The 23,119-nt window shown below is 58.2% G+C and carries 21 protein-coding genes and 1 pseudogene; 8 read left to right on the forward strand and 14 right to left on the reverse strand.

The genetic code is table 11. From position 1 onward, the window contains the following. The first annotated feature begins 98 nt into the window (after positions 1-98). A complete protein-coding gene (locus PHQ58_RS15640; protein WP_300112464.1) occupies positions 99-914 on the forward strand; it encodes an exodeoxyribonuclease III in 816 nt (271 codons plus the stop codon). A 33-nt stretch (positions 915-947) separates the two neighbouring features. On the opposite strand, the gene PHQ58_RS15645 is transcribed toward PHQ58_RS15640, so the two are convergent. Both PHQ58_RS15645 and PHQ58_RS15650 read right to left on the reverse strand, forming a co-directional pair. Further along, entirely contained in the window at positions 948-1,874 is a 927-nt protein-coding gene (locus tag PHQ58_RS15645) for a response regulator (RefSeq protein ID WP_300112466.1), read from the reverse strand. Further along, positions 1,867-2,655, reverse strand: a complete 789-nt coding sequence (locus tag PHQ58_RS15650) for a helix-turn-helix domain-containing protein (RefSeq protein WP_300112468.1) — start codon at positions 2,653-2,655, stop codon at positions 1,867-1,869. Before PHQ58_RS15650 ends, PHQ58_RS15645 begins: the two co-directional genes overlap by 8 nt. Positions 2,656-2,883: 228 nt before the next feature. Here PHQ58_RS15650 and PHQ58_RS15655 point away from each other — a divergent pair, with 228 nt between their 5' ends. The 7 genes from PHQ58_RS15655 to PHQ58_RS15685 all read left to right on the forward strand — a co-directional run bounded on the left by PHQ58_RS15655 (position 2,884) and on the right by PHQ58_RS15685 (position 11,073). Beyond that, positions 2,884-4,089, forward strand: a complete 1,206-nt coding sequence (locus tag PHQ58_RS15655; protein WP_300112470.1) for a hypothetical protein — start codon at positions 2,884-2,886, stop codon at positions 4,087-4,089. Continuing rightward, on the forward strand, positions 4,086-4,448 hold the full coding sequence (locus PHQ58_RS15660; protein WP_300112472.1) for a response regulator: 363 nt from the start codon (positions 4,086-4,088) through the stop codon (positions 4,446-4,448). The genes PHQ58_RS15655 and PHQ58_RS15660 overlap by 4 nt, the downstream gene beginning before the upstream one ends. A gap of 73 nt (positions 4,449-4,521) precedes the next feature. Next, a complete protein-coding gene (locus PHQ58_RS15665; RefSeq protein ID WP_300112474.1) occupies positions 4,522-6,984 on the forward strand; it encodes an ATP-binding protein in 2,463 nt (820 codons plus the stop codon). Between the two features lie 41 nt (positions 6,985-7,025). Next, positions 7,026-7,397: a response regulator gene (locus PHQ58_RS15670; RefSeq protein WP_300112476.1), complete on the forward strand. Its 372-nt coding sequence runs from the start codon at positions 7,026-7,028 to the stop codon at positions 7,395-7,397. A 7-nt stretch (positions 7,398-7,404) separates the two neighbouring features. After that, the gene (locus PHQ58_RS15675; protein WP_300112478.1) at positions 7,405-8,103 is read left to right on the forward strand and encodes a PAS domain-containing protein; all 699 of its coding nucleotides are present in this window, start codon (positions 7,405-7,407) and stop codon (positions 8,101-8,103) included. Between the two features lie 33 nt (positions 8,104-8,136). After that, entirely contained in the window at positions 8,137-8,499 is a 363-nt protein-coding gene (locus PHQ58_RS15680) for a response regulator (RefSeq protein ID WP_300112480.1), read from the forward strand. A 33-nt stretch (positions 8,500-8,532) separates the two neighbouring features. Further along, complete coding sequence (locus PHQ58_RS15685; RefSeq protein ID WP_300112482.1) at positions 8,533-11,073, forward strand: AAA family ATPase; 2,541 nt, start codon at positions 8,533-8,535, stop codon at positions 11,071-11,073. 58 nt (positions 11,074-11,131) lie between these two features. Here PHQ58_RS15685 and PHQ58_RS23655 read toward each other — a convergent pair. From PHQ58_RS23655 to PHQ58_RS15745, 12 genes and pseudogenes are all read right to left on the reverse strand, one after another. Next, positions 11,132-11,242, reverse strand: a pseudogene (locus PHQ58_RS23655) (hypothetical protein); the annotation flags it as partial. Between the two features lie 145 nt (positions 11,243-11,387). After that, on the reverse strand, positions 11,388-12,992 hold the full coding sequence (gene ntrC, locus PHQ58_RS15695) for a nitrogen regulation protein NR(I) (RefSeq protein ID WP_300112606.1): 1,605 nt from the start codon (positions 12,990-12,992) through the stop codon (positions 11,388-11,390). An 80-nt stretch (positions 12,993-13,072) separates the two neighbouring features. Continuing rightward, on the reverse strand, positions 13,073-14,197 hold the full coding sequence (gene glnL, locus PHQ58_RS15700; protein WP_300112484.1) for a nitrogen regulation protein NR(II): 1,125 nt from the start codon (positions 14,195-14,197) through the stop codon (positions 13,073-13,075). Beyond that, the gene (locus PHQ58_RS15705) at positions 14,184-14,687 is read right to left on the reverse strand and encodes a hypothetical protein (RefSeq protein WP_300112486.1); all 504 of its coding nucleotides are present in this window, start codon (positions 14,685-14,687) and stop codon (positions 14,184-14,186) included. Before PHQ58_RS15705 ends, glnL begins: the two co-directional genes overlap by 14 nt. Positions 14,688-14,844: 157 nt before the next feature. Further along, a complete protein-coding gene (glnA, locus tag PHQ58_RS15710; protein ID WP_300112488.1) occupies positions 14,845-16,260 on the reverse strand; it encodes a type I glutamate--ammonia ligase in 1,416 nt (471 codons plus the stop codon). A 231-nt stretch (positions 16,261-16,491) separates the two neighbouring features. Beyond that, on the reverse strand, positions 16,492-17,367 hold the full coding sequence (locus PHQ58_RS15715) for a molybdopterin-binding protein (RefSeq protein WP_300112490.1): 876 nt from the start codon (positions 17,365-17,367) through the stop codon (positions 16,492-16,494). Then, a complete protein-coding gene (locus tag PHQ58_RS15720; RefSeq protein WP_300112492.1) occupies positions 17,333-18,223 on the reverse strand; it encodes an EI24 domain-containing protein in 891 nt (296 codons plus the stop codon). Before PHQ58_RS15720 ends, PHQ58_RS15715 begins: the two co-directional genes overlap by 35 nt. A gap of 42 nt (positions 18,224-18,265) precedes the next feature. Further along, positions 18,266-19,222, reverse strand: coding sequence for a sterol desaturase family protein (locus PHQ58_RS15725; protein ID WP_300112493.1), 957 nt, complete (start codon positions 19,220-19,222; stop codon positions 18,266-18,268). A 17-nt stretch (positions 19,223-19,239) separates the two neighbouring features. Next, the gene (locus PHQ58_RS15730) at positions 19,240-20,088 is read right to left on the reverse strand and encodes a polysaccharide deacetylase family protein (protein WP_300112494.1); all 849 of its coding nucleotides are present in this window, start codon (positions 20,086-20,088) and stop codon (positions 19,240-19,242) included. Further along, positions 20,051-21,004, reverse strand: a complete 954-nt coding sequence (locus PHQ58_RS15735; RefSeq protein ID WP_300112607.1) for a YncE family protein — start codon at positions 21,002-21,004, stop codon at positions 20,051-20,053. The genes PHQ58_RS15730 and PHQ58_RS15735 overlap by 38 nt, the downstream gene beginning before the upstream one ends. A 159-nt stretch (positions 21,005-21,163) precedes the next feature. Further along, positions 21,164-21,910, reverse strand: a complete 747-nt coding sequence (locus tag PHQ58_RS15740) for a 16S rRNA pseudouridine(516) synthase (protein WP_300112496.1) — start codon at positions 21,908-21,910, stop codon at positions 21,164-21,166. A gap of 21 nt (positions 21,911-21,931) precedes the next feature. Continuing rightward, complete coding sequence (locus PHQ58_RS15745) at positions 21,932-23,116, reverse strand: acetate/propionate family kinase (protein WP_300112498.1); 1,185 nt, start codon at positions 23,114-23,116, stop codon at positions 21,932-21,934. Positions 23,117-23,119 lie beyond the last annotated feature (3 nt).

Raw genomic sequence — 23,119 nt, forward strand, 5'->3', positions numbered from 1 at the left:
CTCTCACCTTCATGTGGGTAGCTAGATGGGTAGCTGGGAAAAATTTAAGTCTTTAAATTTTCATTTTTACAATATAAATCAATAACATAGAACAAATCATGAAACTTGCCACCTGGAACATCAACTCACTCACCGTGCGCTTGCCACAAGTACTGGAATGGCTCAGCAGTAACCCGGTCGACGTGCTGGCCCTGCAAGAACTCAAGCTCACCGACGACAAATTTCCGCATGCCGCCTTCAAGGCGGCAGGTTATGAGTCGGTCTGCTTTGGACAGAAAACCTACAACGGCGTGGCCTTGATCAGCCGCACACCCGCGCAAGACGTGGTGCGCAACATTCCCGGCTTTGATGACGACCTGGCGCGGGTCATCAGCGGCAGCTTTACCCTGCCCGCAAGCGCTGGTGAAACGACGCCTGCAACGGGAGGTGCCGTTCAAACCATCCGCGTCGTAGGCGCCTATTTCCCCAATGGACAAGAGCCCGGCAGCGACAAGTTTGAGTACAAATTGGCTTGGCTAAAAGGCCTGCGCGACTGGTTGCGCGCTGAATTGCTGGTGCACCCCAACCTGGTGCTGATGGGCGACTACAACATCACCTTTGACGACGCCGATGTGTGGGACCCGGTGGGCATGAAAGACCAGATTCACTGCACCGATGAAGAGCGTTACGAGTTGAACGCCCTGGTGGCGTTGGGCCTGGTAGATGCACACCGGCTGTTTCCCCAGCCGGCAAAGAGTTATTCGTGGTGGGACTACCGGGACTTCGGCTTCAGGCGCAACCACGGCCTGCGCATTGACCACATTTTGGTCAGCAAGGCGCTGCAACCCCGCGTGGTGGCTTGCTCGATTGACAAGTTACCACGTAAAAATGAGCGCCCCAGCGACCACGCGCCGGTGGTGGTGGCACTGGGCTAGCCAGGTGCCGCACCGGCGACCGGGCCAATGCGCTCAACCAAAGGCGTCGGGTGGCAGCCCTGCCAGTGCAGCGAGTCCTTTCAGGTCTACGCGCCTACAGGCCAAATCAACCTCGGCAGCAAAGTGGGTAAACCCGGTCTCGGCGCTTGCCAGATCACGCGCCCAACGCTGCACGGCCAGCACATCACCCCACGCCAGCGCCTGTCTGAACACAGCAAGTTTTTCTTCTGGCGGACGCAGCAGGGCGGTCTGCGTTGGCCCGGCTGTGTCGCTCGCGCCCAGCACCAGTTGCAGCATGCACGACAGGCTGGCTTGGTTGAATGGCTTCATCAGCACGGCATCAAAGTCCAGACTGTCGGGCAAACCGGCTGGCCGCACCGCACTGCCTGACACCAGGATGACTGGCAACCGGCGCAGGCCGACCTCCTGACGCAGCGCTTGCAAAAAGTCCCAGCCCGTCATCCCCGGCATGTGCTGATCCACCAGCACCACATCAAAGCCCGCCTGTGCACGCTTGCAAACAACCAACGCCTGCGCGCCACTTTGTGCCAGCTCAACCCACAGACCCCACTGACTGCACATGACCTCAAGCAGTCGACGCGTATCTGCATCGTCGTCAACCACCAGAGCCCGGTATCGATGCCCCGCAGGCTCGGGGGTGCGGGTCGCTTCAACCGCCCTGGCGGGCACCTCGGCAGCCGGGGCAGGCAAGGACTGCGGCTGTGGCGCGGCATCGCAGCGGCACAGGGAGAGCACCTCGTCGATCACACCCAACAACGTCACGCCACTGCGCTCGACAATAGCCAATCGCTCATCCTCAACAAGGGGGTGTGCGTCACGCTGCATCAGGCGCGTGTAGCCCAAAATATGGTTCAAGGGCGCACGCATGTCATGACCCAAGAGCGTAATGCGCCTGAGCACATCCTCAAGACGTGCCAGTTGTGCCTGGGGATCAGACATCGCTCAAAGCGCTCTGCTGCCCACAGGATTGGCGGTACTCGCGCGGCGTGACCTGGTAGCGCCGCCGAAAGGCACGGGTAAAGTCGCCCGGGTTGCGGTAGCCAATTTGATCGGCCACCCGGCCAATGGCCTGCGAAGACGATGCCAGCAGACGGCGCGCCGTTTCCAGCCGCAAATCATCAAGATAGTCAAACACCGTCATACCCAGATGGTGGCGAAACAAATCGGTCAGCTTGCGTCCATTGCTGCCCACGCGGTGCGCCAGCTCGGTCAACGAAGGCGGTTCAGCCATCTCGGCACCCAGCAAATCAATGGCATGCTGTAACAGCACCTGGTCGCGATCTGTCGGCGGCGCAAACCGCTCCAATGTGCGCAACGTGCCCAGCGCCTCCAGCCGGTTGAACTGCTGGCGCAGCGTTAACTGCACGCCCACCCGGGCGATCACCTCATCCTCGATAAAAGGCTTGGTAATGTAATCAACCCCACCCAGAGCAAAACCCTTGAGTTTGTCTTGCAACAACGTGCTGGCTGTCAGAAAGATCACGGGAATGTTGGCGGTACGCATGTCAGCCTTGAGTTGCTGGCAAATGGCAAAGCCATCGATCCCTGGCAACTTGAGGTCCAGCAAAATCAGGTCAGGTTGACCTGCGAGCGCTTTGGCGACGCCATCAGTGCCGTCCAGAGCCACCATGATCTGCCCGGCGCGGTCACCCAGATACGCCAGCAATAGGCCAATGGACGCTGCTTCGTCGTCAATGATGAGGATTTTCTGGTGGGGCATGGCTGGCGAAAAACCCTCATTTTGCACGCTTCAAGCCAAGCACACCGCCCACCTTAACCTCCACTTAGTCTCTAGCGGCTAAGTATTCGTCGCTGTCGGCTCACTCTTGCTCGACCCTGGCTTACACAATTGAACCAAAAAGAATAGTGACTGCCTTCAAATGCTCCTCATCCCTACGCATCCCACTCCCCAGCCCAATCTCGCAAAATTTGCATCGCAGGTGTCAGCATGTCTGTAGGGTTGGACATCCAACTACTAGAGCGCATGAGCGAAGGGGTAATTCTGCTTGACCCCAAGGGTCAAATGACCGACTTCAACAAGGCAGCCATGCCTTGGGTCAAACATTGCCTGGATTCGGCTCCCATGTTGCGCCAACTGATTGACAGCGTTGCCCAGGGGCAGGCTACGACACCGCTGGCCATGCCTCAGTTGGGACTGAGCTTGCCCGCCAAAACCCGGCCGGATTTTTTCCTGTGCACAACGGATACCAAAGGCTACGCGATCTTCGTGGCGCAGGCACCACTACCAACGCTACCGCTGACGCTGCAAGCTCAGGACACCGACCTGTTTCAATTGCTGGGCAAGGAAACACGCCACGAACTTACGCTGTTTCGCCAGATGCTGAGCCAAATAGACACCGATCAGAATAACTTCAGCACAGACCTGCACCAACGCTCACACCGGCTGAGCCGGCTGCTGCTGGCCTTTGACCAACTTGCACAACTGCACCAGAGCAACAGTTTCTCGGCCGGTGAACGACTGTCACTGCTAACCCTGGTGGAAGAAGTCTTGCAGGGCATGCAAAAAAACAAATGCGGCTATGTGATGGATGTCCCAACTGCGGGGACGTTGCCGGTGGGCAGCGCGCTGTACGGCGATGCCCAGTGGCTCAAATGCGCCGTGCAAGTTCTGCTGGAGGGCATCAGCAACAGTGCCCCAAGCTACAGCCGGGTCACCTTGCGTATCCGCCAAAACGGCAGTTACATCGTGCTGAGCAGCCACTATTGCCACGAAATGACCAGAAACACTTCTGTGCCATTCACTCCCAGCAACAGTTTGCGCCGGATCCTGCATGTGGACGCCGACATTGGTGTGCAGATCAGCCAACGCATTGTAGAAATGCATCGTGGTCAATTGATTGTCACTGCGATGCCTGAGGAGGAAACTGACACCAACCCAACTGGCATCGAGTCTTTCACCCTGATATTGCCGCTGGGTACACCTGCGAACGGTGAACTGCCGCTGATTTGCCAACGTTGCCCGACCACGCTGCAGGCCGAGCAGTTCGCCAATGACTTGGCTTTGCTTATGCCGCACAGCCCGATTGGCGCCGGCCTGCAGGATGAAGAACTTCAGATGCTTGCCGAGATATCGTTCCCGCTATCCACACAAGGCAACTCGCCAGCAGCAACAACCTTGAAAGGACGCTCATGAAAAAAATCCTGATCGTGGATGATCATGCAGATTTAAGGCGCCTGCTCGCCATCACCCTGGGCAAGGAGTACGACATCATACAAGCCGATGATGGCGTGACGGCGCTTGAAGCAGTGCGGGCCAGCAGGCCGCAGATGGTCCTGCTGGATGTCATGATGCCCGGCGAAATGGACGGGCTACAGGTGCTATCTTGCATCAAGACCGATCCCGCACTCAAGAACACCCTTGTGGTCATGATCACAGCCCGTGGCCAGAAGACCGACATCGAACTGGGACGGTCATTGGGTGCTGACAATTACATCACCAAGCCATTCAGTCCGCTCAGTCTGGTGACCTGGATACAGACTCAACTGCAGTGATGTTGCTCAGGCCTTCAGAGGTTTTGGCATCCATGGCGTCATGGTTGGCGGGCGCACGTGCGGGGTACAGTGATTGAAGCTCAAATTCTTCCAGCCAGACACGGCTAAGGCGCCACCCCCGTTCAAGAAATTTATCGCGGTCTCCGTCGGCACCCTGCTACTGGCGCTCACCATCGGCTGGCTTATCTTGTTTGGCATACTGGAGATCATCCAAAAACGCCAGTTTGGCGAGGTCAGGCAGGTGGCCGGCAACATCGTGCGGCTCCACAGCCAATACGTCCAAACCACCGCTGACCGGTTGGTGACCCTGATGCAGCTTCAGGACAGCGCTGCACTGCCCCAGCTTCTTGACTTGCTGGCTGGCACCGAGCAAGGCATGGCGCTACAGGTCGGGCGCTTCAGTGCCCAGGGGGTCTTGCAACAAGGCAGCGGTTGGCTGGCCCAAGGTGCAGATATTTCTACCAGCGCTTTCTTTCTGCAACATCAGGCGCAGCCATCGAGCGCGCTGCTATTCACCCCACCGACCCTGCCCTCGGACAAATCCGTGATCCATGTCAGTCGGCGCATCAGCCGTAGCGATGGCGGTTTTGACGGTGTGTCAGTGGTGGCAGTACCGGTTGACTACTTCATCCGATACTTCCTCACAACTAACCTGCTTCCCGGCAGTGTGCAAATGGTGGCAACGCTGGACGGTAGTATTCTGGCGCGGGTGCGCGACAAGGTGTCGGTGCTCGGCACGGTTCGTGCCACGCTGCCGTTGATTGCCCAGATGCGCGAAGGAAAGTCTTCTGGCTACGGCGTCTTCCGCAGCCAAACCGATGGCATTGAGCGCAGCTACTACTACCAAACTGTTCCTGGCTACCCGCTGTTTGTCATGTTCGGGGTGTCCACCGAAAACATTCAGGCTCGCACAGAGATTGCCCGCAACGCCCTGATCCGCCTGGGACTCCTGATCAGCGGCATGATGCTGGTGACGACCCTGGCTTTGATCTACTTCGAAATTCGCAGACACCACTATCTGGCCGAGCAAACGAGACTGCTGCATGAGCTTCAGGTCAAGGACGAACGTTGGGAGGCTGCACTGGCGGGCTCTAACGACGGCATATGGGATTGGCACGCCGACACCAACCAGATTTATATCTCGGCACGGGCCATGGCCGAGTTGGGTTACCCGGCCATGGCCGAGACGTTCGACATGTCCGCCTGGCTACAGATGATTCATCCCGACGACCAGCAGGATGTGACCAACGCGTTCATGCAGAACCGTCGGGGTCTGCTTCCCATTTTTAGTACCGAACATCGCTTTCAGTGCGCCGACCGCAGCTACAAATGGTTTTTTGCGCGTGGCAAGGCCAGTTTTGATCAAAACGGCAAGGTGGTGCGCGCGGCAGGCTCGACAACCAACATCACGATGCAACGCTTGCTGGCGGAAAAAGTCCAGGACTACACCGCGCAACTCGACGCCCTCTTCACGATGAGTACCGACGGCTATGTGACCTTTGATGCCGATGCGAAGGTAAGCTACCAAAATCCAGCCTTCCAGAAAATGACCGGTTTGGCGCCGGCGATGTTACATGGGCTTGATGCGGCAAGATTTCAGACGCTGGTCAGCGGCTTGTGCGCACCCGACAGGCCATTCCCCCCATTGGAGATGCTGCGCCAAATGTCTGCTTCGACAGACGGGCCCGACCATGTGTTGGTCGAGTTGCTTGCGCCGGCCCACCTGATACTGCAAACCAGCCTGAAAATCGTCGATGAGAAGCAACTGACCCAGGTGCTTTACTTTCGGGATGTCACCCAGAGTACCCAGTTGGAGGAAATGAAATCCGATTTTCTGGCCACGGCAGCCCACGAGCTGCGCACGCCCATGACAAACGTCATGGGCTTTGCCGAGTTGTTGAACATGCGTGACTTCGACACCGCTGAGCGCAACGAATTTCATGGCCTGATCCTGAGAAATTCGCAGCGCATGGTCGATATTCTGGACGAGTTGCTCGATTTGTCCAGAATCGAATCAGGCGGTCACAAAGACATTCATCTGGCCTGTGTCAACTTGCGTGACGTCGTGCAGGGACTCTTGGACAGCTTCATACTGCCCGAGGGGCGCGAGGCACCGCTGGTTGTCTTGCCAGACCTGTATTGCCACGGCGATTTGCGCAAGGTCAGCCAGATTGTGCTTAACATCCTGTCAAATGCCTACAAATACTCGGCCGGCCAGGGTGGCCCCATCCTCATCACCAGGGCCGTGTCGGCCGCAGCCAAAGATGCCAGTCTGGTTGGCATCACCATTCAGGATCAGGGCATGGGCATGGCACCACAGCATCTGGCACGCATCTATGAGCGTTTTTATCGGGTTGACAAATCGTGCAACACGCCAGGCACCGGCTTGGGTATGAGCATTGTGAAGGAACTGATGGACCTGATGAATGGCAGGGTACTGATTGACAGCACACCAGGCCAAGGCACCACGGTCACGCTGCTTTTTCCCGCTGACCTTACAAACACAGACCAGCGCAGCGGTTGTGACGCAGCTTAGGTCACACCATTAACCGGCTTTTATTCAAGGAGTTACCCATCATGTACGCCGCACCCGTCGTCCTGATTGTTGACGACCACTCTGACATACGCCGCCTCCTCAGCATTACCCTGGGCAAGGAGCATCGGACCATTGAGGCAGCGGACGGCGTTGCGGCGCTTGAGGCCGTGCGCCACCACCGCCCGGGCATGGTCCTGCTTGATGTCATGATGCCCGGCGAACTCGACGGCCTGCAGGTGCTCGAGGCGATCAAGACCAACCCGAAAACCAAAAACACCCCGGTGGCCATGATCACGGCGCGGGGTCAGCTGGCCGACCAGGACAAAGGCCGTGCCCTCGGCGCCGACGCCTATTTCATCAAGCCCTTTAGCCCGCTGCAAGTTGCCTCCTGGGTGAGAAATCACCTGAAATAAGCACCCCATGGCTCTGTACCACCCCGCCATACCCACCGTACTGACAGACCCTCCACGTGCATTGCCCATTGAGTCGGGGCCACTTTGGCAGGCCATCAACCAGCACTCGCTGGTGTCCATGGCCGACCTAGCTGGCCGCATCACCTATGTCAACGACAATTTTGTCAATCTGAGTGGCTACAGCCGCGAAGAGCTGATCGGGCAAAACCACCGCATTGTTAAATCCACCGTGCAGAACACCACGTTTTGGGTCGGCATGTGGAAAACCATCTCTAGCGGGCAGGTCTGGCGTGGCGATGTGTGCAACCGGGCCCGGGATGGCTCTCTGTACTGGGTGAACTCCCAGATATCGCCGGTGTGCGATGCCCACGGTCGCATCGAGAAATACCTGTCCATCCGCACCGACATCAGCGCACTGAAAATGGCCACAGTTGAACTGGAGCTGACCCAGGCGCTGCAAGCCGCTAACGAGGCTCTCACGTTGAGCAAGTTCTATCTGCGCGCCATTCTGGACCTGAGTCCCGACGGTTTTGTGTCGTTTGATGCCGACCGGCGGGTGAAGTACGCCAACCCTGCATTGACCCGCATGACCCAGATCAGGCTCGACCAGATCATCGACCGCGATGAACAAGTGCTGGCAGAACTGCTGGCCAGTCAATGCTCAGCCGGTTGTCCATCCTTGACTTTTGAAGCCATGCGCTGTTGACCCACTCGACATGCCCTTAGTTAGGACTGCATCATGCGTTACATACTTGTCGTGGACGACAATTCCGATATCCGCCGTTTGCTGAGCATGACGTTGGTCAATCAGTATGAAGTTATAGAAGCTGACAACGGTACGGGGGCGCTCCATGCGATCCGAAAATTCCATCCGGCGGCGGTCTTGTTGGACGTGATGATGCCAGGCGAGATCGATGGCCTGCAAGTACTCGACGCCATCAAGTCTGACCCCAAGACAAGCGACATTCCGGTAGCCATGGTGACCGCGCGCGGCCAGCAGGCGGACCGCGAGGATGCAACGCGGCGCGGTGCGGATGCCTATTTCATCAAACCATTCAGTCCCCAGCATGTGATTTCCTGGATTCTGGAGCGTGCCCACTGAACCTTGACGCGCCAGCGCGTTTTCAAGCCTCCCATGACCGTTCCTCCCTACGCCACGTTGACAGTGCCCGAATTGCACCATTTGGCACGGGCAAGCACAACACACAAACCGGATGCACTGGCACGCTTCACCCTGGCGCAGCGCTACGCCACTGGCACAGGTGTTGCAAGAGATCACTGGCAAGCCGCGCACTGGTATGCCATGGCGGCAGACATTGGGCACCTTGAAGCACAGCGCAATCTGTCATTTGCCTATTTGAACGGCAGGGGCGTAGACAAGGACACGGTCGAGGGTATGCGGCGCCTGCGTGATGCCGCCGAGCGCGGCGACGCCCCGGCGCGCCGACAAATCGGTTACCACTACGCGACCGGCAACGGCATTAATAAGGACGAAAACGAAGCCGTGCGCTGGTTTCGCATGGCCGCTGAGCAGGGCGATGCCATTGCGCTGTACAACCTGGCGTTTGCCTATGACAACGGGCGCGGCATTCCGATTGACCCAGTGCTGGCAATTTACTGGTACCAGCGTGCCGCAGAGCAGGGCATGGCCGATGCCCAATGCGCTCTGGGGCTGATTTATGAGCACGGCTGGGGCGTGCCAGTGGATTACACAAAGAGTGTGCAATGGAACCGGCTGGCGGCACAGCAGGCGCATGCCGAGGCTTGCAGCAATATGGGCTGGCTGTATGAAAACGGCTTGGGTGTGACGCAAGACCTGGAGCAGGCTGCCCACTGGTACGAAGTGGCGGCGCGGCAGGAATTTGCACAGGGAAAAGAGCGACTGGCCCGACTGCGCCAGCATCGGCACTCGCATCCTGCGGGGCCCCCTCCCCCCGAAATAGCCAGCAGTCGCCTCACGCCAACAGACGAGGCCACAGCGGAGCAGCCATTCATGACAGAGTACTTGGAGAAGGCGTTTTCTGGCCTGGTCGGGCTGGAGGTTGTGCGCCAGGAAATTCTGCGCCAGGCCAGCTACATGCATGTGCAAAAGCTGCGTGCGCAACAGGGTCTTAGGGTGCCCAAATGGCCGTCTCGCCACCTGGTTTTCATGGGCAATCCGGGAACGGGGAAAACGACGGTGGCCCGAATCATCGTTGGTCTGTACCAGAGTCTGGGCCTTCTCAAGAGCGACAAGCTCGTCGAGACTGATCGCGCCGGATTGGTTGCCCCCTACATCGGCCAGTCGGCGCTGAAGACCCGAACCTTGGTGGAGTCGGCTCTGGGTGGTGTCTTGTTCATCGACGAAGCCTATGCGCTGGCCCGTTCCGGAGCGCAAGACTTTGGGCACGAAGCCATAGAGACACTGCTCAAGATGATGGAAGATCACCGCGACGACCTGGTGGTGATCGTGGCTGGTTACAGCGCCGAGATGGAGCGCTTTCTTGAATCCAATCCCGGTCTGGCATCCCGATTCAACCGTTACTTGCATTTTCCGGACTACAAACCTGATGAACTGCTGCAGATCTTGCTGAGTTTCTGCGCCACGCAGTCTTACGCCCTGGAGCCTGCCATGCACGCGGGCCTGCAAACGCTGTTCGGCCGCGAGATCCAACGCCAGCGTGGTCACTTCGGCAATGCCCGCCATGTCCGGAATCTGTTTGAAAAAATGACCGAGGCGCAAGCCCTGCGGATCTGCAAGCTGCCCCGCCCCTCCACCGTTGACCTGCAGAGTATCCAGGTCGCAGATGTAGAGTGCGCTCTTGGCCACGCGTTGCCGGTGGCCGACGGCAGTGCTGCCAACTATGACGAGGTGCTGGCCCAGCTCGACCACCTGGTTGGACTGCGCCAGGTCAAGCAACAGGTGCAGCGCCTGCTGGCCTTTGTACGCACCCAACACGCGCGAACCAAGGCCGGCAGCAAGGCAGCGCTGGGCTTTTCCCAGCATCTGGTCTTCACTGGCAATCCCGGCACCGGCAAAACCGTTGTGGCCCGCATCCTGGCCGACCTTTACTGCAGCCTTGGCATCATTCCTTCGAACCGGATGGTGGAGGTCGATCGCTCCGGGCTGGTGGCAGGCTATGTCGGCCAGTCCGCCCTGAAAACCCAGGCCGTGATTCAATCCGCCCTGGGCGGTTTGCTTTTCATAGACGAGGCTTATGCACTGAGCGACAGCAACGGTGGAGGCAGTTTTGGGACGGAAGTGGTGGACACCTTGCTCAAGGCCATGGAAGACCAGCGCGAACAGCTGGTGGTGATTGTGGCCGGGTACACCGCGCCCATGCAGGTCTTCATCCAGAGCAACCCAGGGCTGCGCTCACGCTTTAACCACCGTATCGCATTTGACGACTATTCGCCACAGGAATTGCTCGACATCTTCATGGTCTTCTGCCGGGAATCAGAATACGTGCTGGAAAACGCCGCGCGCGCACCCCTGCTGCAGGTCTTTGAGCAACTTTTCAACACTGGCGCCACGGCGTCCAACGGGCGCTTTGTGCGCAATGTGTTCGAGCGCGCCATCGAGGTGCAATCGGATCGCCTCTCGGTGCAAAGGCAATCACCGGGCAACGACATGAACCTGCTGCTCGGCGCGGACATTTTGCAGGCGCTGCAAGAGGTGGATGCCGAGCGTCTGTAAACGTCTTGAGGCCACGCATCACCAAATGCGCATCTTGCGCGGACATGACCGCGCCGGTCATGTCTTTCAGGCCAAACACACGCACGCGCAGGGCCAGTTCGGCATCAGCAAAAATCGCCGCACCGGCCATCAGGTCACCATGGCCACCGAGGTATTTAGTTATGCTCATGAACCCTTATCCGGGCACTGCCGGCGGTTCGGGAGCTTTCACAGAGTTGCCATCACTGGCTTGCGTATGCAGCCCATCGGTCATGAAATAACACTATATTTTTAATAGCTGCTAGCGATTTAAATATAAGGGCTAGAGGCATATTTTACTCAAGACCAAGCTCCTGAATCTTGCGCGTGATGGTGTTGCGGCCAATGCCGAGTTTTTGCGCTGCTTCGATGCGCCGCCCCCGGGTGGCAGCTAGCGCGGCAAGAATCAGGCGCGCCTCAAACCGCGCCGTCAGCACATCCCACACGTCGGTGCGATCGGTGACCAGCAAAGCGCTGGCCTCTGCCTCAAGGCCTTGCTCCCAGCTGCTGAGCACCAGGGGAATGGTGGGTGTGCCGCCGTCTTGCAGGGTTTGGCCCGACATCCATGAATTTGGGGCGCTGGATTTCGGCTCAGACAGCGCGTTCGCCGTAGGGGTAAAACCATCGCTCGACGAGTCGAATGACGGCGTGCTGGATGCCGGTGCACTATCGGGCGCTGAGGCCGACACTGCCGGTATGCCACCCGCGACACCCTGGGACGCGGGTGGCAAGCCTGCGCGCTCATCCACAGCCACCTCGGGCGGCAAATCTTTCGGCTCGATCACTTGCGCGGGGGCCATCACGGTCAGCCAATGGCACATGTTTTCCAGCTGGCGCACATTGCCCGGGAACGCAAATTTGGACAGCCACACCAGCGCCCCGTCTGAGATGCGCTTGGGCTCAACACCGAGCTGGCGCGCGCTTTGCTGCAAAAAGTGCTTGGTCAGCATCGGGATGTCTTCAAGGCGCTCACGCAAGGCCGGCAAACGCAGACGAATCACGTTCAGGCGGTGAAACAAGTCTTCACGAAACACACCGTCTTTGACACGCTGCTCCAGGTTCTGGTGCGTGGCGGCAATCACCCGCACATTGGTTTTGACAGCGCTGTGGCCACCGACCCGGTAGAAATGGCCGTCTGACAGCACCCGCAACAAACGCGTTTGCAAGTCAAACGGCATATCGCCAATTTCATCCAGAAACAGCGTTCCACCATCAGCTTGCTCAAAACGCCCGCGGCGCATGGTCTGGGCACCGGTGAAGGCACCGCGCTCATGGCCAAATAGCTCGGACTCCAGCAAATCTTTCGGGATGGCTGCGGTGTTGATGGCCACAAACGGCCCGTTGGCACGGGGTGAATGCTTGTGCAGCGCGCGCGCCACCAGTTCTTTGCCCGAGCCAGACTCACCGGTGATCATGACGGTGACATTGCTCTGGCTCAAGCGGCCAATGGCGCGAAACACATCCTGCATGGCGGGCGCCTGGCCGAGCATTTCGGGTGTGTCGGCCATGCCTTCATCGCTGACCTCCTCGCGCTGGCCTTCAAGCATCGCGCGGCGAATCAGTTCCACCGCTTTGGACACGTCAAACGGTTTGGGCAGGTACTCGAACGCACCGCCCTGAAAGGCCGACACGGCACTGTCCAAGTCTGAATAGGCCGTCATGATGATCACGGGCAAGCCAGGGTACTTAGCCTTGACCTTGTCCAGCAATTCCAAGCCGGAGCCGCCCGGCATGCGAATGTCGCTGACCAGCACCTGCGGCCCCTTGTCGTCTTCGCCCAGCGCGGTCAGGACATCACGGGCATTGGTGAAACTGCGGGTCGGCAACTGCTCGCGCAGCAGTGCTTTTTCCAGCACAAAGCGAATCGACTGGTCATCGTCTACGATCCAAATGGGTTTCATCACGTTGTCTCGCCTTCGGTTAAACCCAAATCTGCAGGGTTCCATGCCCACCCTGCAGTGCAACCTGGAAGCCCCTGCGCTCAGGGCAGTGGAATCAGAATCTTGAAGTCAGTACGGCCCGGCTCGCTGTCACACTCGATCAAGCCGTGGTGTTGCTGCACAAAGGTTTGCGCCAGCGTCAACCCCAACCCTGAGCCGCCATCCCGCCCTGATACCAGCGGATAAAAAATGCGGTCTTTGATCGCGTCTGGTACGCCAGGCCCGTTGTCAATCACATGCAATTCCAGTGCCAACCGATAGCGTTGTTTGCCAAAAGTGGTTTGGCGCGCCACCCTGGTGCGAAAAATCAGGCGCGCATCGCCCTGCGCGATGCGTTCAGACAAGGCCTGGGCAGCGTTGTGCGCAATGTTGATCAGGGCCTGAATCAGTTGCTCATGGTCGCCACGAAACTCGGGAATGGAGGTGTCGTAGTCGCGCACCACGGTCAAACCTTTGGGGAACTCGGCCAGAATAAGTGAGCGCACGCGCTCGCACACCTCATGGATATTGACATCCCCCACCACATGCGGACGCCGGTGTGGGGCCAACAAACGGTCTACCAGCGACTGCAGTCGATCGGCCTCATGGATGATGACCTGGGTGTACTCGGTGAGCTCGGGCGAGTCCATTTCAAGCTCAAGCAACTGCGCTGCACCCCGAATGCCGCCCAGCGGGTTCTTGATTTCATGGGCCAGGTTGCGGATGAGTTCCTTGTTGGCCTGCGCCTGCTCGGCCAGCCGCTCCTCGCGGTCTTGCCGCGCCTGCTGCTCCAGCGGCAGCAGTTCAATGATGATTTCATGCGCCTCGGTCAAAGTCACGATCACATGCACAGGCAGGGGCTCGCGCGCTGCCCGCAACAACCAGGCGTCATAACGCAGTGCGGCAAATTCGTTGCTGCCAGCACCTTGCAGCGCGGTCATCAAGTGGGCGGGTTCGGTAAAGCTGTCTGGAAAATGCGAGCCGACGATCGAGCGACGCGAAATGCCCAGCGCGTCTTCCAGCGCCGCGTTGGCAAACAGCACGGCGCCATCACTTTGCACCACGGCCACCAGCGTGGCCAGTAAATCAAAAGACTGGAAACGCTGTGCAGGCGCGCCCGGCGTCTCCGTCCCAAGCAATGGTTTGGATTTCAGAACCACCGCTGGTACAGGGCTAGCGCGCCGCATTGGCAGGCACGCGTCCCAGCTCACGCCTTATACCGGCAATGTCGCTCTCGTTGCGCGCCAGACTGGCTTTGAGTTCGGCCACCCGGTCGAGGTATTTTTGGTAATTGCGAGCCTCATCGCCGCGTTTTTCTGGCTCACCATTGTTGTATTCCTTGAGCAGCTCGGCCTGACGTGCTTCGGCTTTGGTCAGTTCGGATTGCAAGATCAGTCGGGCGTCAGAGTCGCGTGACTTTTGCTCGGATGCATCGACCCGCGCCGTGCCACTAACCGGCGCAGCGCCCGAGCCAGCCACCTTGGACGCCGCCGCCTTGGCTGGGCGCACGCCCTGCACCACAGTGACGTTACCCCCCTCAACCAGTTTGCAGCCCTTGGCCTGCGCCTGCGACACGTTGTTGGTGTACTCGTTGCCACAGCGGTAGATGCGTTCTTGCGCCTGTGCTGAAAAACACAAGGCCCAGACACCCAAAACGGCGAATACAGTTTTTTTCATACGAATGACCAACTCCTCAAACAGCGCGCGGTACAGACCTCACAGTAAGCCACTGCACAAACGCGCCAGCGACCAAGTTTCCCACAATAAAAAAGGACGGCCAAGGCCGTCCTTTTTTTCTACCTTCAGGTTATCAAGGACAACCTGAAGCGCTGCGTTACAGCGAGTAGTACATGTCAAACTCAATTGGGTGAGTTGCCATGCGCAGACGCGTGACCTCGCCCATCTTGAGTTCGATGTAAGCATCGAGCAGGCCGTCGGTGAACACGCCACCCTTGGTCAGGAAGGCGCGGTCTGCGTCGAGGCATTCCAGCGCTTGGTCCAGGCTGTGACACACGGTCGGGATCAATGCGTTTTCTTCGGGTGGCAGATGGTACAAATCTTTGGTGGCTGCTTCGCCAGGGTGGATTTTGTTTTCTACGCCGTCCAGACCCGCCATCATCAAGGCCGAGAAGCCCAGGTAAGGGTTCATCAGTGGATCAGGGAAACGTGCCTCAATGCGGCGACCCTTGGGGTTGGCCACGTAAGGGATACGAATCGAAGCCGAGCGGTTTTTGGCTGAGTAAGCCAATTTGACCGGCGCTTCAAAACCGGGCACCAAGCGCTTGTAGCTGTTGGTGCCGGGGTTGGTGATGGCGTTTAGGGCACGGGCGTGCTTGATGATGCCGCCGATGTAGTACAGGGCGAAGTCGCTCAAACCGGCATAACCGTCGCCAGCAAACAGGTTTTTGCCGTCTTTCCAGATCGACTGGTGCACGTGCATGCCGCTGCCGTTGTCGCCAACGATGGGCTTGGGCATGAAGGTGGCGGTCTTGCCATAGGCATTGGCCACGTTTTGCACCACATATTTCAACACTTGGGTCCAGTCGGCGCGCTCAACCAGCGTGCTGAACTTCGTACCTAATTCGCATTGGCCAGGGGCGGCCACTTCGTGATGGTGCACTTCAACCGGGATGCCCAGGGATTCAAGAATCAAGGACATTTCGGAACGCATGTCTTGGGTGCTGTCCACTGGCGGCACTGGGAAGTAACCACCTTTTGTGGAGGGACGGTGACCACGGTTGCCGCCATCAATTTTCTTGCCGGAGTTCCAGGGCGCTTCATAGTCGTCAATCTTGAAGAAACAGCCGGAGGCATCGGTGTTCCAGCGCACGTCATCAAACAAGAAGAATTCTGGCTCGGGACCGAAGTAGGCGGTGTCACCCATGCCGGACGCCTTCAGGTAAGCCTCTGCACGGTGCGCTACCGAGCGAGGGTCGCGCTCGTAAGCCTTGCCGTCGCTGGGTTCGATCACATCGCAGCTCATGAAGATGGTGGTTTCTTCAAAGAATGGATCGATGTTGGCGGTATTTGGGTCAGGCATGAGTTGCATGTCAGACGCTTCAATGCCTTTCCAGCCGGCAACGGAAGAACCGTCGAACGCGTGACCGGAGATGAACTTGTCTTCATCAAAGTGCGACACAGGCACGGTCACGTGCTGCTCTTTGCCACGGGTATCGGTGAAGCGGAAGTCAACAAACTTGACTTCGTTGTCTTTCACCATCTTCATCACGTCTGCGACGGTCTTAGCCATTGATTACTCCAAAGGAACTGTTGTTGAAAGGGTTTCAGGGGAAAGGAATGCAGTTTTTGTGCCAGACCCGCCGCTTGGGACGCGATCTGTCAAAGCTTATATTTTGCCTTGAGTTTGTAGGCTTTCAAACAGACAAATCATGGCAACGCAGTATTTCACTGACTGTGCGTTGCAGTCAGCTCGTCACATGCACCAATTAAGGGCGTATCAGCATCCAACAAACTTAAAACATCAAGAATGCACCAATTCGGGACCCAACTTGACATTAAATGGTTTCAGGCCCGCCAACAGGGCCGCGTAGGCCGCGGCCACCTGACCTGGCGCGCCTTTGACCCCCAACTCGATATGACGGCCAAACTGTGGGTGATCCACGCTCGGAAGGCTGAACACCTTGACGCCCACATGATCACGCTCAATGGCCTCCATGAGGGGTGTCAGTGTGGCCTCCATGGCACCAAAGACAATCACCGAGCGCTCCAGCCAGGCCTGCGCAGTAAAAAATGAACGGTAATAGGTGTCGAGCACCCACTCAATCATGGGCCAGGCCATCACCGGAAAACCCGGCACGAAGAAAACGCCTCCACCCTCCCCCACTGCGTGCGGGTCGCTGCCCCCCGTGCAGAAGAAGCCTGGAATCTTGTTGTACGGATTGGGGATGATGTGTGCGCCCTCTGGAAACACACCCATGTTCAGGCGGTGCAGGTTGTCAGCCTGATCGGGAACATAGACCTGCCCTTTTTCCAGCGCCATGTCTTTCATACGCTGCTCAATAAATAATTTGGCTTCTTCATTCAAAGTCAGCGCCACGCCCAGCGCGCGCGCAGCACATTGGCGGGTGTGGTCGTCCGGCGTGGCACCGATGCCACCGGTAGAAAACACCACATCGCCGGAGGCAAAGGCGCGCTTCAAGGTGGCGGTGATGCGCTGCGGGTCGTCACCCACGTACTCTGCGTAGTCAAGCGACAAACCACGTGCCTTCAGCAACTCGATGACTTTGGGCAAATGTTTGTCGACCCGTTTGCCCGACAGAATTTCATCGCCAATGATGATCAGGCCAAAACGGGGACGCGAATCAGTTGAGGGAAGGGGTTGCTGTGTTGGGTTCATGGTGAAGCGACGGGGTCGGAGAATCAATGACGACGGATTCAGATGGCACGGGCGCAGCGGCGCGCTCAGCCCGCAGTGCCTGCAAAGCCGCTAGGCAGTAATGTGCAAACCACAATGACGACAAGGCAAACACCAAGGTGTAAATCCAGATCGCAATCGGTACCAGGACAACAAACGCGGCAGCCAACAAGGCGCCAGAGGCCCAGATCAGGCTGGGCGCCGCACCCAGATAGCCGCAAAAAACACCGATACCCAGCAAAGGCAGGCGATGCCTGCGAAATATTTCTGCCCTTTCCTCAGCGCTGGCATGCTCAGCCAACGCGTCAAAGGCCATCACCCGGTAGGTCAGCCAACCCCAGATCAAGGGGGGCAACACCAAAATCAAGGGCGGGATCAGCCACAAAGGCACCGACACCACCAAAGCCACCAGCGCCAACAATGCGGACAACAGCGACCAACCGAGACTTGAAATAAAAGACGCACCGCGCAATCGTGCCAGCGCTGAGAAGCGCCTGTCAGCCACCAAGGCTGTCAAGGCGGGCGTCATCAACAGTGCCACCACCAGCAAAGATGACACCACGATCAACGGGGTCACCGCAAAAATCACAATCAGCGGCGCCAGCACCGACTTCAGATTGCCGCCCCCCATGGATTGCAGCCATGAGGAAATGCCGCTAATCAGCGTGGACGCTTCAAGCCATTGGCGCACGGCATCAAGTGCGTTGTCCCAATAAAGGTAGCCCAGGCCCAATGACACCGTGCCCATCAAGACCAGCGGTAAAAACGACAGCAAAATCACGCGAGGGCGGATGCAATAGGCCACCGCGCGCCAAAAGGAATCAAACAAAAGACTCATGTGGCCAAGCATACCGCAGCGATGCCGCCAGGCAGCAAACCGTCAGGCCCGCCCAAGCAAGCGCATGAACCCCAAGCGCTGTTGCGCCCAAAAGCCGCGACCGTAATCGCGCCCTTGCTCTACTTGATCACGCACACCGGTGGCGTCATAACGCAATTCGAAGTTGGCCGTGCCAAACAGCATGTCCCACCACGGCAGCAGCACGCCAAAGTTATGCCCTCCGAGCGTGTGTTTTCCTTTGGGCTCGTACCCGACGCCAATGCTGTGATGCAAGCGGTGAAAACGTGGACTGATCCACAAGCGTTCGCCTAACTCGCCAAACCAGATGCGTACATTGGCGTGTTGAAAACTCTCACTGAGCTGGGTCAACGCCACAATGGCAACAAATTGACCTGGTGCGATGCCAATGAGCTGTGCCACGACGACAAAAATCACGGCACGAATCACATCATCAAGCAAGTGATTGCGGTTGTCGCTCCACATCGTCACCTGGGTTTGGGCGTGGTGTAAGGCGTGCAACTGCCACCACCAGGTCCAGTGGTGTTCTGCGCGGTGAATCCAGTAGTTCACAAAATCCAGCACAACCAAGTACAGCAGCAAACTCACCCAAGGCAAATCCGTCACGCCAGGCCAGATGCTGTCCAGCTGAAAAGTGTGCCACCCAGCCACGCGCAACAGGCCAAAAAACTGGTCAAACAAGGGGTCAAGGGTAAAAAATAAGGCCAAGCGGAACACACCCAAACGGTGAATCAGGGTGTAGATCACATCCAGGCGCACGGCTGCAGAATCAGTCACCGCTTGAACCGGGCGCCAGCGCTGTAGCGGCCCAATCACCACCAGCAACACCACCAGTTGCAGCAAGCCAACCAACAACCAGCCGGTGGCGTTGTATCCATCTGGCAAAAAATTGCCCAACCCGGCGTGGAACATCAAGGGCTGCAACACGAACTCGAACAAAGTGCCTTGCCATTCAGCAAACAAATCAGCCAGCCATTGCATACTCAATGTCCTTTGGGTTACGGTTTTGGGGTGTTGGCAACGGCTTGCGCGATCGCATCGCGGTAATTCGGGTGTTGGCTCAAGGTGGCAAAGCAAAAACCCCGATCCTTCAAGCCCACGATCAGCGGCTCCAACACGGCTGGTGCCCAGGGGTCTTGGCGCGACCAAATCCCGAGGTGCGCCACCAGGATGTCGCCCGAGCGAATGTCGCGCAAAGCCTTGGCCAGCAATGCCTGGTTGCTGAACGTTTCGCTCGGCAACTCATCGCCCAGAAACCCGGCCGGCGCCCAGCCCACATGGGCAAAACCACACGCCTTGGCAGCTGCCAGCAGCTTGGGCGAGGTTTTACCGCCCGGCGCGCGAAACAGCGGCAGCGCCGGCTTTCCGGTGATGTCTTGCAGACGTTCGCTGGCTTGTTTCAACTGCTGGCAATACTGCGCCGCCGTCCAGGTGAATTCACGCCCGGCCAGCGCACCAGCCGAAGGCCGCACCCGAAACGTAGGGTTCACGCCGGGCAAATCACGGCGCCAGTACACATGGTCATAGGTGTGCGAGGCAAACTCATGCCCCTCAGCGGCCCGCGCCTTCCACCATGAGGCCCAATGCTGGCCCAAGCTGCCGTCACCCACCTTGGTGCGCTCGTTGGCAGCAAAAAAAGTCACGTGCACGGACTGCCGCTTGAGCACCTCGGCAATCAACGGGGCCACGTCCATGTGCCCCGTATCGAACGTCAGGTAAACCTGTTTTTCACAGGCTTTTTGAGCTGTAGCCCCCGAAGAATAAGCGCAAGCAGCTATTACTAAGATAGCATTTGAGAAGCGTACCAATTTACTGACGCGCGGCATGGTCCAGCGTCCAGACGCCATGCGGCGACTTGCCAACATTGACCTGGCGCACCACCGTACGGCTCTGGGTGTCAATCACGGTGAGTTTTTTGGCCCAGCGTGAGGCCACGTAGATAAAACGACCGTCGGGCGACACGTCCATGCAATCCGGGCCGCTGGGGGCCGGGTAGCTCTCCACCACTGTCATGGTTTTGTAGTCGATCTTGCTGATGGTGTTGGCGACCCGGTTGCTGACAAACACATGACGCTTGTCACCGGCTCCGCGAAAAGCGTGTGCGCCCTCGCCGGTTTTGATCAGTTGCACAAACTTGGGGGCGGGGCCGGTCACGTCATAGACCTCTACGCCTTGGCCACCCGTCAGCCCCACCAGCAAAAATTTGTCATCAGGCGTACCAAACACGTCGGCCGGCATCGGCCCGGTGGGACTGCGCCATTTGAGCGCTTGGGTGAACAAGTCGATGGCCACCAGCTCGTCGCTGTCTTGCATGCTGGCGTACACCGTGCGGCTGGTGCTGTCAATCCACACGTGGCTGGGAGTTTTGCTGGTCACGATGCGTTTGGCTAGCACTGGGGTTTGGCCGTCCCAGCGGTAAATGTCCACGTGGTTGAGCCGGTTGGCTACGGTCACAAACCACTTCATGTCAGGCGAAAACCGCAACTGGTACGGGTCCAGAATGCCGGTCACGGTGCGCTGCACCGCAGCGGTTTTGGGGTCGACAAACAACAACGAGTCACCCAGCGCGTTGGCGATGATCAGCGACTTTTCGTCTGGCGTGAGGTACAGGTGATGCGGCTCCTTGCCGGTCGGGATGCGTTTTGTCTCGGTCCAACTCACCGGGTCGATCACACTGACACTGGCATCAAGTGAGTTGAGCACAAACACAGGCGCTACCGCATGCGCTAAGCCAGCCGTGGCGAAGCTGATGAAAAACAACAAAAATGAGAGCAATTGACGCACGTGTGGCCTTGGTAAAAGATGGATAACCGGTTTATTACGGGTTAAAACCCAGCCACGGTGGTGGGTCAAGCCAAACAAAAAAAGGTCGGCCACCCCACAGCAGCAAAAAGCTGCGGCAGTGTAGCTGCCCAACACCACTCAAGCGCCCTGAATCAGCGCCAAATCTCCGGCGTTGAGCCAGCGCCATTGGCCAGGTGCCAAGTCGCCCGGCAAACCCAGCCCGCCAATTTGTGAGCGGTGCAAGGCCTCTACCCGGTTGCTGACCGCTGCCACCATGCGCTTGACCTGGTGGTATTTACCCTCGGTGAGGGTCAGGCGCAAGTGAAACTCACTCACCGCCTCGCAGGCGGCCGCGCGCACCGGTTTGGGGTCGTCATCCAGCACCACGCCTGAGAGCAGTTGGCTCACCTGACGCTCATCCAGTGGGTGTTTGACCGTGACCTCATACACCTTGGGCACGTGGTGGCGCGGCGAGCTCATGCGGTGAATGAACTTGCCGTCGTCGGTCAGCAGCAGCAGTCCGGTGGTGTCCTGGTCAAGCCGACCGACTGCTTGTACCCCTTGGACAGCACCTTTTTGCGGACGCAAACGCAGCGGCGATGGCAACAAGGTGTAGATGCTGGGGTAGGTCGAAGGCTTTTGTGAACATTCGGTAGCCGTGGGCTTGTTCAGCAAAATGTAGGCCTTTTCGGCATACGGCCAGTCCACGCCCTGCACCTGAAAGCGCAAGTCTTCTGCTACAAATTCTGCAGCTGCTTGCGCAAATTTAACGGGGGCTAGATGGCTATTTTGTTCATAAACAGAAACAAAACCCTGCTGAATCAAACCAGCACACACGCGGCGTGTGCCAAAGCCTTGGGAATACAGAATGTCTTGAAGTTGCATGGTGTAAGTATCTACGACCCGTCAGGCCACCAGCAGCCTGGCCGCTTCGCGTGCCGCTACCACACCTTCGTCGGTGGGCACCACCCAGACTTCAATGGCGCTCTCAGGCGCATGAATGGCCATGACCTGATCACCCGTGGCCTGCAAATTAAGCACCGGGTCAATCACTACCCCAAGCCAGGCCAGACGTGTGCCAAGCTCAAGGCGCAAGGCCACGTCGTGCTCGCCAATGCCACCGCTGAAGGCCAGCACATCCAGCCCTTGCAAACAGGCCACCAACGCGCCGCTTTCGCGTTGAACCCGGTAAGTGAACATGTCTACGGCCAATTTGGCACGAACGGAGGTGTCCGCGCGCAGGCGGCGCATGTCAGCCGAGCTGCCCGACACACCGAGCAGGCCACTTTGCTTGTAAAGCAGTTTTTGCAGCCGCGCGTGGTCCCAGCCCTGCTCCAGCAAATACAGCATGACACCGGAATCCAGCGACCCGGGTCGGGTGCCCATCATCAAGCCGTCCAGCGCTGAAAAACCCATGGTGGTCGCACAACTCTGGCCCGCGCGCGCTGCGCACAGACTGGCACCATTGCCCAGGTGCGCCATCAGCACCCTGCCAGTGGCTCGCGTGCTGCGCGCCAACAGCACACCCATCACGTACTGGTAAGACAAGCCATGGAAACCGTATCGACGCAGCCCCTCTTCATAGAGCGCTTCAGGCAAGGCAAAACGGTAGTCCACTTCCGGCAGCGTGGCATGAAAGGCAGTGTCAAAACAAGCCACTTGCGGCACGCCAGGAAACGCCTTGGCAAAGGCCCGTACGCCTTCCAAGTTGTGCGGTTGGTGCAGCGGTGCTAACGAATTGAGCTGCGTCAAATCAACCAACACATCGTCCGTGACCACCACGCTGGCACGGTATTGGGAGCCGCCATGCACTACCCGGTGCGCCACGGCCTGCATGGCGGGCGCACCCGGCAAACCGGTCAACAATTCACGCAAGCTCAGCAGTGCTTGGGCAAACACATGGTCAGCCGCCAGCGACAGTGTTTTGCGATGGGTTTCACCCTGGAATGTCCAGCACATTTCAGGATGGCCACCTGGCTCCAGACCCTCAATGGAGCCACTGAGGATTTGTGCCTGAACTTGCCCTATTGACAAGGGATAAAGAGAAAACTTGAGCGTGGACGAGCCCGCGTTGACAGAAAGAATAGCCATATA

Source organism: Rhodoferax sp. (assembly GCF_028688795.1).
Taxonomy (GTDB): domain Bacteria; phylum Pseudomonadota; class Gammaproteobacteria; order Burkholderiales; family Burkholderiaceae_C; genus Rhodoferax.

Coding starts and splice junctions, on each gene's coding strand:
- PHQ58_RS15640 (WP_300112464.1), top strand. CDS start 99: ATGAAACTTGCCACCTGGAACATCAACTCACTCACCGTGCGCTTGCCA.
- PHQ58_RS15645 (WP_300112466.1), bottom strand. CDS start 1,874: ATGTCTGATCCCCAGGCACAACTGGCACGTCTTGAGGATGTGCTCAGG.
- PHQ58_RS15650 (WP_300112468.1), bottom strand. CDS start 2,655: ATGCCCCACCAGAAAATCCTCATCATTGACGACGAAGCAGCGTCCATT.
- PHQ58_RS15655 (WP_300112470.1), top strand. CDS start 2,884: ATGTCTGTAGGGTTGGACATCCAACTACTAGAGCGCATGAGCGAAGGG.
- PHQ58_RS15660 (WP_300112472.1), top strand. CDS start 4,086: ATGAAAAAAATCCTGATCGTGGATGATCATGCAGATTTAAGGCGCCTG.
- PHQ58_RS15670 (WP_300112476.1), top strand. CDS start 7,026: ATGTACGCCGCACCCGTCGTCCTGATTGTTGACGACCACTCTGACATA.
- PHQ58_RS15675 (WP_300112478.1), top strand. CDS start 7,405: ATGGCTCTGTACCACCCCGCCATACCCACCGTACTGACAGACCCTCCA.
- PHQ58_RS15680 (WP_300112480.1), top strand. CDS start 8,137: ATGCGTTACATACTTGTCGTGGACGACAATTCCGATATCCGCCGTTTG.
- PHQ58_RS15685 (WP_300112482.1), top strand. CDS start 8,533: ATGACCGTTCCTCCCTACGCCACGTTGACAGTGCCCGAATTGCACCAT.
- ntrC (WP_300112606.1), bottom strand. CDS start 12,992: ATGAAACCCATTTGGATCGTAGACGATGACCAGTCGATTCGCTTTGTG.
- glnL (WP_300112484.1), bottom strand. CDS start 14,197: ATGCGGCGCGCTAGCCCTGTACCAGCGGTGGTTCTGAAATCCAAACCA.
- PHQ58_RS15705 (WP_300112486.1), bottom strand. CDS start 14,687: ATGAAAAAAACTGTATTCGCCGTTTTGGGTGTCTGGGCCTTGTGTTTT.
- glnA (WP_300112488.1), bottom strand. CDS start 16,260: ATGGCTAAGACCGTCGCAGACGTGATGAAGATGGTGAAAGACAACGAA.
- PHQ58_RS15715 (WP_300112490.1), bottom strand. CDS start 17,367: ATGAACCCAACACAGCAACCCCTTCCCTCAACTGATTCGCGTCCCCGT.
- PHQ58_RS15720 (WP_300112492.1), bottom strand. CDS start 18,223: ATGAGTCTTTTGTTTGATTCCTTTTGGCGCGCGGTGGCCTATTGCATC.
- PHQ58_RS15725 (WP_300112493.1), bottom strand. CDS start 19,222: ATGCAATGGCTGGCTGATTTGTTTGCTGAATGGCAAGGCACTTTGTTC.
- PHQ58_RS15730 (WP_300112494.1), bottom strand. CDS start 20,088: ATGGCGTCTGGACGCTGGACCATGCCGCGCGTCAGTAAATTGGTACGC.
- PHQ58_RS15740 (WP_300112496.1), bottom strand. CDS start 21,910: ATGCAACTTCAAGACATTCTGTATTCCCAAGGCTTTGGCACACGCCGC.
- PHQ58_RS15745 (WP_300112498.1), bottom strand. CDS start 23,116: ATGGCTATTCTTTCTGTCAACGCGGGCTCGTCCACGCTCAAGTTTTCT.